We start from the raw sequence: 9,656 nt of genomic DNA, 5'->3' as shown, positions 1-9,656 counted from the left end.
AGGAATACTCGCCAAGCATTTTTATATAGGCAATCAATCAAACATTTGAGTGTAACTTTTTAATAAAGGCCACACTCTATTCAATGAAATGTCTTAAAATGATATTGAAGTATCATTAGATTTCTTTTTAACGAGGAGGTAATTCAACATTAGAAGAGCTAGAGCCTCCACTACCACCAGCCACTTTTTTTAATTCATCTGTTTTTAATTCTTTCATTTCAAATTCCAAATTTCTATAGCTTGATATTTCAACCAAATTTATTTATCCACCGATTAAGTAAACCAAGAGTAGCACCTTCATTGATTCTGACGTCGGTTTTCTGCATCTAGCGGGGAGGTAATTCCAAAGTGCCGGCTCCTGAACCACCTGTTCCACCGGTAACCTTTTTCAGCTCACTTGTATTTAGTTCTTTCATTTACGCCTCTTTATACAACCTATGGTAGCCGCTTTAATAAAATCAAGTATTCTACGCTAAAAGCAGCCTAACATTCTATTTTCACAAATCAATATACCATTTCACTGAAACAACCACAAAGCTCACATTCATTTTCAAAAAACCAGCGATAGTAAAAATAATTCATAAATTCAAGCAGGATTTGAATAAATATGAACTGTATATAAACTAAAGGTATTTAATTGGTGAGAGCTATTTCACCTTCCAAAAATAAAAATATAAACCTTTTCAAGCCTCACTTGTCATCTATTTATGCGTAACTTTGAGCTTTTCCTATAATTCAGCTACCGTGTTTTAAAACTACTTACTGAAATACACTATGCATATCAAAGACGCCGCACACCAAGCGCTTGCAAAGCTTGGCTACCCTGAACAAAAAATCAAAACAGCACAAGCTCGACAAATATCAGTAACTCTGTACCGTGCATTGCCTGATCATCATATCGATACAGTGTTTGAACACTGTGAACAGCTACTTGAGTCAAGAGAATGGATGATCAGTTTAATCGCCTTTGACTGGGCATTTAGAGTTAAAAAACAATATACCCCAAGCACATTTGAGGTGTTTGAACGCTGGCTATTCGAGTACGTGGCCGATTGGTATGACTGTGACGATTTTTGCACGCATGCTTTTGGTGAGTTGATTGTGCAGTACCCACAGTTAATAGATAAAACCCATGCTTGGGCTAAACATGACAATTTTGCTGTTAGAAGAGCCGTTGCCGTGATCTTAATCTACCCGTTAAATAAAGGAAAATATCCGCAAAGTGCGCCTTTAAACGCTGCCGACCTCTTGTTCAATGATGAGCATGATTTAGTGCAAAAAGGCTATGGCTGGTTACTCAAAGTGTTCTCTAAAACCTCACCCAATGAAGTCTTTGACTATCTCAAAACACATCACAAAGAGATGCCGCGTGTGGCATTTCGATACGCACTTGAGAAACTAGATAAGCAAGCCAAAGCTGAGTTGATGTCACTGTAAAGCCAAGCTGTTCCCGTTATGGTAATTTTCGCCGTTATCATTTATGATTTTGTTACTTTATAACAATTAAGAGCATCCCATGATAACGATAACAAAGCTCTGTGATAGATACCTTGAGCAGGTAAAACGCGTCCAAATCGAACAGGATCAAATTGAATTTGCAGGCACTGCGTCAGAGTTTTTAGAAGAAATATGCGACACCACACATTTGCATGTCATAAAACATCAAGAAGAGGTGATTGGTTATTTTAAGCTTGATCTCGCCTATGCGCAAAAATACGATTTTTGCCCAGAAGATGGCGTTGGGATCCGCGCATTTGTCATCGATAAAGGCCAACAAGGAAAAGGCTTTGGCAAGCAAGCTGCTGCTGCACTCTTCTCTTTTTTAAAAGCATTCTACCCACAATTTAATCAAATTTGCTTAACCGTCAACTGCCGCAATACGTTAGCTTATGAATGTTATAAAAAAGCTGGATTTACAGACACTGGCGAGAAGTATTTAGGTAGTCCAGCTGGGCCAAACTATATTATGAAGAGGTCATTAATTGACTAATAATGCTGATTGGCCGGGATTCAAATATAAAAAATGTCTTACCTAAGTTAAAAGTATGCACTTATAAAAAGTGCATACTCAATTCAAGACCTATAGATAGTCCACCTCTGCTAAACCACCATCACGACGACAACGATCTAAGTCAGCTTGAAACTGAGCCCTAAAGATAGACTTTGATGACCATAAATAATTATAGTTATTTTTGTCTATACAAGTTACCAGAATAGTCATGTATGCATGAGCCGTTGATTGCACACCGAGTGTCATCGCCACAGCTACTACCCCACCAAATAACATTGATTTTAATTTCATTTTATTAACTCCCTTGTTTAATCACTTTTTATAAACCGAATAAAACATATTAAAAAATTAAAAAGGCGTAAATACAAAAACACAACTTTACAAAAGTTTACCTAACAAATATTGAATAGAATAAAAATTTAAAATAGAAACATAGATTTAAAAAACAAATGAAGAAATGAAAAATACAATATAAATCAAGCACTTTATGACTTAGATAAATCATCTAAAAAACAAACTCACGGGCAACATAAGCAACTAAATCAGTAGTATAATTTGGTGTAATCTGTCTATCCAACCTAAATATGTGCATCTATTCTTTGTATCTCCAAGCAAAAAAACCTTAAAATACATACAGCTTTATCAAATATAAATGATTCCCATGGCATTTATGTGGCCAACAACACTGTATTTGATTTAACTCCCGTACTTCGTAGGAAACAATGACTACCAGCCATAAAATCAGATAACAAAAACTTTACACATTTCGTCCACATTTGCGCTATAAGCTGCATTGCAAGGTGTACAACAAACACTTCTGAGGATGTGTATGACTGAGCCATTTATTTACGACGAAATAGTCATTGCAAGCCAAAACACCGGTAAAATCATAGAAATTGAAGCCTTATTAAAACCATATTACCAACAAATTAGTTCGGCATATTCATTGGGCCTTGACGACATTGAAGAAACCGGAGACAGCTTTGCTGAAAATGCAGAACTTAAAGCACTATCAACAGCACGATCTACAGGGCGCCCTGCCATTGCTGATGACAGCGGCCTATGTATTGATGCACTAAATGGTTTACCGGGCTTATATACAGCGCGGTGGGCAAGTCAAGCAGGTGGTTTCGAATATGCGATTGAACATCTACTCACAAGAATGGCGTCCAAAAACGATCGGCGAGCACATATGGTGTGTGCGCTTAGCCTCGCTTATCCATGCGGGGATGTATACACCTTTATCGGTAAAGTACAAGGCACAATAAGTTGGCGAGCCAAAGGCAGTAACCGCATTGGATTTGAGCCCATATTTATACCACAGGGACTGAGTTCAACATTCGCTTCGATGTCCATTGATAAAAGAAATGAATTACACCCAAGGGCCTGTGCATTTAAACAGCTCAAAGCGCATTTTTTAAATACACCTAATGCCACGCTAGCTCAAATATACTGTGAGGAGGTGCTACATGCCACCTTATAAACAAGACCTTGAACTTAATCTTGCACCGGACCTGCAAATTGAACTTAAACTCAGTCTACAAAACACGATAAGCTCAATTCAGCTACAAGAAATTCAGGCACAAGTTCAATTCATATATGATCGAATATGCAACATAAGTGCTTCTGAGTTTTTGGTCATTATTCCTAATTTACTTTTTTCCCGCTTCAAACAACTTGACTATATTGAAATTAATGTCAGCTCTCCTTTGCTTGAATATAACCAAAAAGGTGAATATCAACGTCACACAATTGAGTGCGAAGTGCAACATTTTGGTACGGTCGATATTCTATTTGAAAATGATACGTTTGGCATTTATTTACTCAATATCGACGCGGGTCAGTCTATTCCAGCGCACATCCACCTACAAATGGATGAACATGAATTGGTACTTGATGAAGGTCTTTCTTTTAATACCGAAAAAATAGAACCTGGTAGCAGTTATGATTGGCCTAGAAGTACAGTTCACGGCTACGATAATTTTAGTGACAAACTGGCTACCATATTGTGTATAGATACCCCTAAATTTATACCAGAAGATGAAATTGTTGTTCACCATACCAGCTCTTTAGAATCAATATTGCCTACCAATATCAATTACTACCAAGGGATCACGACCACATGAGTAAAACAGTCTTAGTAACAGGTGCTAGCTCTGGCATAGGCTATCAAGTGTGCAAAAAGCTCCTTAAACAAGGTGATAGAGTCATTGGTGTCAGCAGAACCATAGATAAACGTCACCCGTTGAATGCGTTCGAACGTTTTATCCCATGGCGCTGCGATCTTGCTGATATTACGAAAACGCATACTCTATTCCAGTCAATACATGAAAGTGCCGGACCTATTGACGCTTTAATTTACGCAGCAGGTGTCTGTTATCACGAACAATTTGGACAAACTCAAGTTAAATCCATTACTGAACAACTGAATGTGAATCTCGTATCCGCTCTGTTACTTTGCGAACAAGCAATTCAACATATGCCGCAAAACAGTGCGATTCTTTTACTCAGCTCTACGCTTGCTGAAAAACCCATTGCCACTAGCGCCGTTTACAGCGCTTCCAAAGCAGGGCTGGAGCAAATTATGAAAGCATCGGCGATTGCTGGCGCTGCCAAAAAGATTAGTGTGAATGCATTAGCCCTTGGTTGTGTCGATACGCCCATGCTACGCCTACATCGAGACGATGATTTACAGCAACAGACGCGACTTGACGCACTCGCGGATCTACACCCATTTGGGCTTGGCACAGTCAACGACATTGCATTTATTATTAATAACTTACTATCTCAACCTTGGACAACAGGTAGCGTAATCAAGGTTGATGGTGGTCTCACCTTAACCTAGACAAACCAGTATGAATACAATCCCGATCACACTCTTACAAAATATGATGCTCGCTTTTTGCAGCGCAGCCCCTCATTTGCCTATCGCCAACGCAGGCGGCGTCATTAAATTTACACAGGTAGATGCCAATAAACTTGTCGAAGCACAAAAGGCTGTGATGGCCTGTCACGCAAGCTTTGACTTTTATTTTCAGCCAACACCCAGTGGCGTGGCGCAATATCAACATGCTCACTGTGAGCACACTTACCCCATCACCGATTTATCTGCACTTCCTTTTGAGTGCGCAGAGCAAGCAGCCCATGAAAAAGTAGAAAAGTTATTTACAACGCCTATTTCTGCATTTGAGTACCCGCTACACAGAAATGAAATTTTCATACTACCAAACAATCAAGTTTGGCTAGCCTTTTTGGCCAATCACTTAATTTGTGATGGATACAGTGCGTTTGCTTATTTAAAGCAAGTCGTAGACTACTACGATAAAGGTATCACGCCGACAAATACTCAGTTTGAACCAATTCAATATGCCACTGGGCAGGCGCAATACTTAACATCAAATCAGTATCAAAAGGACAAAACATTTTGGCTAAATCACTTAGCAGCACCGATTGAATTTAGGCTTTTTTCCCCCTCAAACCCATTAAAAAGTAAAGCGATACACCTTTCTTTACCTCGGTCGCAACTCGCACCAACCGTTGAGTTTGCAAATCAACATGAACTCAGTATATCAACACTGATGCTGACCCTTTGGGTGCGTCAATTAAACCGAGATTTCCCTCTACCTAACTCAAATCAATTGCGTGTTGGTTTGCCTGTTCACGGACGCAAAAAAAGTGAACGTAATTTAATTGCATTTATGGCAAATATGTTAGTTCATGAGTTTTCATTATCAGATGAACTAGATTTAGCAACGCAAGCGCAGCAAGTTTCAACACAATTAAAAAATGCCTATAGACATAAAAAACTACCGCCAGAGCTACTGTATGAAGACCTTAAATTGCCGCCACACATACCGTTGAGTGAGTTCAGGTTTGGCTATATGGAACTGGAGCAGCTCAGCGACACACCAGGCATGCCAACATCATTCAGCTACGAGTCTCACCAACATCACAGCCTGCCGCTACAGTTGAATATTATAAATTTCCATGGTGTGGATCAGGTAGACTTTTTAATCGAATACAACCCTCATAACCTCAGTGAAGAAGACGTGGTTAAGCATATCCAATCTCTCTTTGACGCCATTAAAAACATCGCCAGTAACTGATAAACAATGAAGCAAATACCAAAAGTAACCAACAAAGAAATCAGCAGGCTGGGCATCAACTTTATGGATGACCCTGCCAACTTTTTGATGACACTTGCAAGTAAATTTGGTGATGTACTGCAATTCAAACTCGGGCCATTTAAAGTCACTTTGCTCTCTAATCCAAGTATGATCCAAGAGGTGCTTATCGGTAAAGTAAAGCAATTTCCAAAATCTACCCGAGATACGAAAATTCTTAGCAAAGCCATCGGTCAAGGTATCGTGACTGCCGACCAGCAAACACATAAACCGCTGCGTAAAATCGCCCAACCAGCCTTTATGCATCGTCGCCTGCAAAGCTACCAAGGTGTATTTGAGCAATATGCTTTAGAATCAGTTTCTGAGCTTAACCATGATGAGACTGTCGACATAGCTACCCAAATGGAAAGGCTGTCTTTACAGATTACCTGCAAAACGCTATTTGGCTTGAGTAAATCTGAGTTTAAAAAAACCAGCGTGGTGTCAGATGCGATGAATGAACTGCATCATTTGCTCAGTAAAAACTTCGAAAGTGTAGTCAACTTTCCAGCTTGGTTTCCTTCGCCACTTAATCTAAGGATCAAAAGAACTCGTAAAACCATTGAACAAATCATTGATGAAATTCTCCACAAACGAAAGAGTGAACCCTTCGTAGATCACGGTGACTTACTGTCATCCTTACTTGAAGCAACGGATGAAACAGGCAACTCACTCACCAATGAAAATATAAAAGATCATCTGATCTCTTATTTTATCGTCGGCCATGAAACAACCTCAAATAGCTTAATGTGGTGCTGGTATTGTTTGGCAAAATATGAGGTTGAGGCCAATAAAGTATATAAAGAAGTTATCAATCACAACAGTGGTGAGCCGTTGTCCTTTGATAAATTCCCAGCGACTCTAGCATTCATAAAAGAGGTATTAAGACTATTCCCACCGGTCTGGTTAATTGGTGCTAGGCGTGCTCAAGAAGATACAAACCTAAATGGTTATAAAATAAATAAAGGCGATAAAGTATTTATCTCTCCTTTTGTTGTACACAGGTTAAACAGCAATTTTGATAGCCCCGAATGCTTTATTCCAACTCGCTGGGAACAGGGTGCAGGAAATGAAAAAGGCAGTTATATCCCCTTCGGAGCAGGACATAGAAACTGTATCGGACAGCACTTTGCAATGCAAGAGATGCTGAGTGTGCTAGTAACTTATTTAAGGCATGCAAGAATAAGTTTTCTAGACGATAACGTAAACCCATTAAATATTAACGCCAGATCAACTTTATCAAATCATGACGGACTAATTATGAAAGTTAATAAAGTAAATTTAAAAATAAAAAAATATCATAAATAGAAAATATTCTTTAAAAAACAAGTTAAAATAGGTACAATATAATTTCTTTCGAATTAGAAATGGATATTTAAAATAGTGAAATTTAAAAAAACGATTAACACTCTTTTAGTAGCAACTTCTCTTCTGTCCGTTCAGGCGTTTGCAAATAACTCTATTTTCCCAGAAGGACATATTTCAAAAATTGATACCTGGGTTTATGGCAGCGATGAATATGGCGTTTGGGTAACACTTGCTGCTGGTGCGACAGATACCGGAGACTGTGGGAATACTTACTATTTACCTCATACGAGTGACAACAAGCAGCTGGTTTATAGTGCATTGCTATCAGCTCAAGTTTCACAAACACGTGTTCGACTGCAAAGCACCACGGACTCGGCTGCAAAAAATAAATTAGGCATGTGTAGAGCAAGCAGAGTCACTTTATGTCACGACACTAGCTGTAACTAACAAAACAACACACCAAACTAATAGCAAAGGAATGGGCAAGGTAGGGATTGGCCTCATTTGATAGATGAATACAAATCAATCGCTATTTTCGAAAAAAGCAGACATAAAATACCAAGCATAGTGATGCTTCTTCACCCATTCCTTCTTTTTCGATGTTAAATATACAGGCTTTTCTGACCATCACCACTCTTTCATAGCGGTAAATAAATTAAAGCTTTCAACAAATAGGAGAGGATAATGGCCTTGTTGATCAAATAGGCCTTTACTGACGGCCTTGTCATTTTACCTATATTCAGGCATACCTAGCCTGTTCATCGTGTTGATCACCTTGGCTTTAATCATTACTTCTGTGTGTTGGCTGTTGAAGGTGCGGCTTGTTAATTTGTCACCCGTAAGCTGTTTAAAACGATAAACGCCCGTTTCAGCCACCGAACGCTCATGATAACCAGACTTTTCCTTCCAGTGTTTTAAACCAAATTGATGCATTAATATTATGGCGCTGTTTCTCGGATGACCTTTCTCCCAATATTGGGCATTTTCCCTTGGCGGGATCCGTGCCACGGCACCTTTAGCCGCAATTTCATCATAGCAATCACGCGTATCATAAGCTCCAGCGCCTGTAACTCGGTCAACATTTCGCCGTAAAGACCGCAGTAAATCACCTAACACTTCACCATCCGATACATTCACCATTGATAGCTCTGCACTGACAATGTCATGACTGGCTGCATCTATCGCTAAATGCAACTTACGCCAAGTTCGACGTTTGCTGGCTCGGTGTTTTCGAGTATGCCATTCGCCATGACCATAAACTTTGAGGCCAGTGCTATCGACAACAATATCAATAAATCCCTGCGTGGTTGGCTTGGTTCGGTATTGAACATCTAATGTCTTTCCTCGCTTGCACAAACAGCTGTAACCTGGGGAATGAATAGGTGCATCCATTAAATTGAGGAGTGAGTTAACGAACCCCTCAAGTGCTCGAAGTGGCAAATTAAAAACAGACCGAAGTGTCAGGCAGGTTTCAATTGCAAAGTCAGTATATTTATTTGAACGACCACGCCCACCATGTTTTTCTGCGGTTTGCCATTGTTGAATAGCGTCGTCGCTGAGTCAAATAGCAATATTGCCACGCTGTATCAACGCTCGGTTATAGGCAGACCAGTTCTTAATTTTTTTTGTCATGTTGGCTTAAGTTGCGTTATGTTTTTTGATCTGATCACGCAGAAGGTTAGAAGTTCAATTATTTAGGAAACAAGGCCATTCAGTGTTAAAAACAATTTTCAAAAAGAATTAAAAATATAAAGCTAAAAAACACCAAAACTAGAATCCATATGTAAGGGTTAAAGTACAACATACACCATACCAAAAAGTGTAAAACATTAAATTTTTTATTACTAAATAATACACTGTAACTTTGATAAAATAATGCAGAAAAATTTGAATTCATAACTCGTCATGTTAACGTGTGTTTTGATACATTCAAAATCAACAACACGAGAAGGAAAATTCAATGTCCGTAAAACTAAAAAAAATGAAAGTGAAAAACTTAAGCCAGTCAAGCAACATGATTGCACCCCAGCTAACAAAAGAAATTGCTGGCGGAACATCATCTAACCCATGGTATACAAACCCAAATTATGGCTGTAAAGTTAGACCAGAACAACAGATAAACTAAGGTTCATAAAAACTTTCGCCATAATTTATTAGTCGTTATGTTTATAATA

12 protein-coding genes and 1 pseudogene are annotated in these 9,656 nt (G+C 38.9%); 9 read left to right on the top strand and 4 right to left on the bottom strand.

The genetic code is table 11. The annotated features are described in order from the left end of the window. Positions 1 to 127: 127 nt before the first annotated feature. Complete coding sequence (locus N473_RS26525; protein ID WP_196766414.1) at positions 128 to 217, bottom strand: ComC/BlpC family leader-containing pheromone/bacteriocin; 90 nt, start codon at positions 215 to 217, stop codon at positions 128 to 130. 109 nt (positions 218 to 326) lie between these two features. After that, entirely contained in the window at positions 327 to 416 is a 90-nt protein-coding gene (locus N473_RS27000; RefSeq protein ID WP_081221183.1) for a bacteriocin, read from the bottom strand. A 358-nt stretch (positions 417 to 774) separates the two neighbouring features. Between N473_RS27000 and N473_RS14005 the strand changes: the two genes are divergently transcribed. Both N473_RS14005 and N473_RS14000 read left to right on the top strand, forming a co-directional pair. Then, the gene (locus tag N473_RS14005) at positions 775 to 1,437 is read left to right on the top strand and encodes a DNA alkylation repair protein (protein WP_063368456.1); all 663 of its coding nucleotides are present in this window, start codon (positions 775 to 777) and stop codon (positions 1,435 to 1,437) included. Between the two features lie 79 nt (positions 1,438 to 1,516). Beyond that, positions 1,517 to 1,990: a GNAT family N-acetyltransferase gene (locus N473_RS14000; RefSeq protein WP_063368455.1), complete on the top strand. Its 474-nt coding sequence runs from the start codon at positions 1,517 to 1,519 to the stop codon at positions 1,988 to 1,990. A 90-nt stretch (positions 1,991 to 2,080) separates the two neighbouring features. On the opposite strand, the gene N473_RS13995 is transcribed toward N473_RS14000, so the two are convergent. Beyond that, positions 2,081 to 2,302 carry a hypothetical protein gene (locus N473_RS13995; protein ID WP_063368454.1) on the bottom strand — a complete coding sequence of 74 codons (222 nt, stop codon included), beginning with the start codon at positions 2,300 to 2,302 and terminating at the stop codon, positions 2,081 to 2,083. Positions 2,303 to 2,840: 538 nt separating this feature from the next. Between N473_RS13995 and N473_RS13990 the strand changes: the two genes are divergently transcribed. The 6 genes from N473_RS13990 (at position 2,841) to N473_RS13965 (ending at position 7,929) form a co-directional block, all read left to right on the top strand. Then, positions 2,841 to 3,494: a non-canonical purine NTP pyrophosphatase gene (locus N473_RS13990; protein ID WP_063368453.1), complete on the top strand. Its 654-nt coding sequence runs from the start codon at positions 2,841 to 2,843 to the stop codon at positions 3,492 to 3,494. After that, positions 3,481 to 4,137, top strand: coding sequence for a cupin domain-containing protein (locus tag N473_RS13985; RefSeq protein WP_063368452.1), 657 nt, complete (start codon positions 3,481 to 3,483; stop codon positions 4,135 to 4,137). Before N473_RS13990 ends, N473_RS13985 begins: the two co-directional genes overlap by 14 nt. Beyond that, entirely contained in the window at positions 4,134 to 4,856 is a 723-nt protein-coding gene (locus N473_RS13980) for an SDR family NAD(P)-dependent oxidoreductase (RefSeq protein WP_063368451.1), read from the top strand. Before N473_RS13985 ends, N473_RS13980 begins: the two co-directional genes overlap by 4 nt. Before the next feature lie 10 nt (positions 4,857 to 4,866). Next, on the top strand, positions 4,867 to 6,117 hold the full coding sequence (locus N473_RS13975; RefSeq protein WP_063368450.1) for a condensation domain-containing protein: 1,251 nt from the start codon (positions 4,867 to 4,869) through the stop codon (positions 6,115 to 6,117). Positions 6,118 to 6,123: 6 nt separating this feature from the next. Next, a complete protein-coding gene (locus N473_RS13970; RefSeq protein WP_063368449.1) occupies positions 6,124 to 7,482 on the top strand; it encodes a cytochrome P450 in 1,359 nt (452 codons plus the stop codon). Between the two features lie 75 nt (positions 7,483 to 7,557). Next, positions 7,558 to 7,929 (top strand): hypothetical protein, encoded by a 372-nt coding sequence (locus N473_RS13965; protein WP_081221180.1) that lies wholly within the window; start codon positions 7,558 to 7,560, stop codon positions 7,927 to 7,929. A gap of 282 nt (positions 7,930 to 8,211) precedes the next feature. Here N473_RS13965 and N473_RS13960 read toward each other — a convergent pair. Further along, a pseudogene (locus N473_RS13960) lies at positions 8,212 to 9,114 on the bottom strand (IS5 family transposase). Between the two features lie 328 nt (positions 9,115 to 9,442). Here N473_RS13960 and N473_RS26245 point away from each other — a divergent pair. Beyond that, positions 9,443 to 9,607 carry a hypothetical protein gene (locus N473_RS26245; RefSeq protein ID WP_155735615.1) on the top strand — a complete coding sequence of 55 codons (165 nt, stop codon included), beginning with the start codon at positions 9,443 to 9,445 and terminating at the stop codon, positions 9,605 to 9,607. The last annotated feature ends 49 nt before the right edge of the window (positions 9,608 to 9,656 follow it).

This window comes from Pseudoalteromonas luteoviolacea CPMOR-1 (assembly GCF_001625685.1).
Taxonomy (GTDB): domain Bacteria; phylum Pseudomonadota; class Gammaproteobacteria; order Enterobacterales; family Alteromonadaceae; genus Pseudoalteromonas; species Pseudoalteromonas luteoviolacea_K.
The sequence above is the reverse complement of the archived record's forward strand: the minus strand, read 5'-3'. Positions and strand labels throughout refer to the sequence as shown.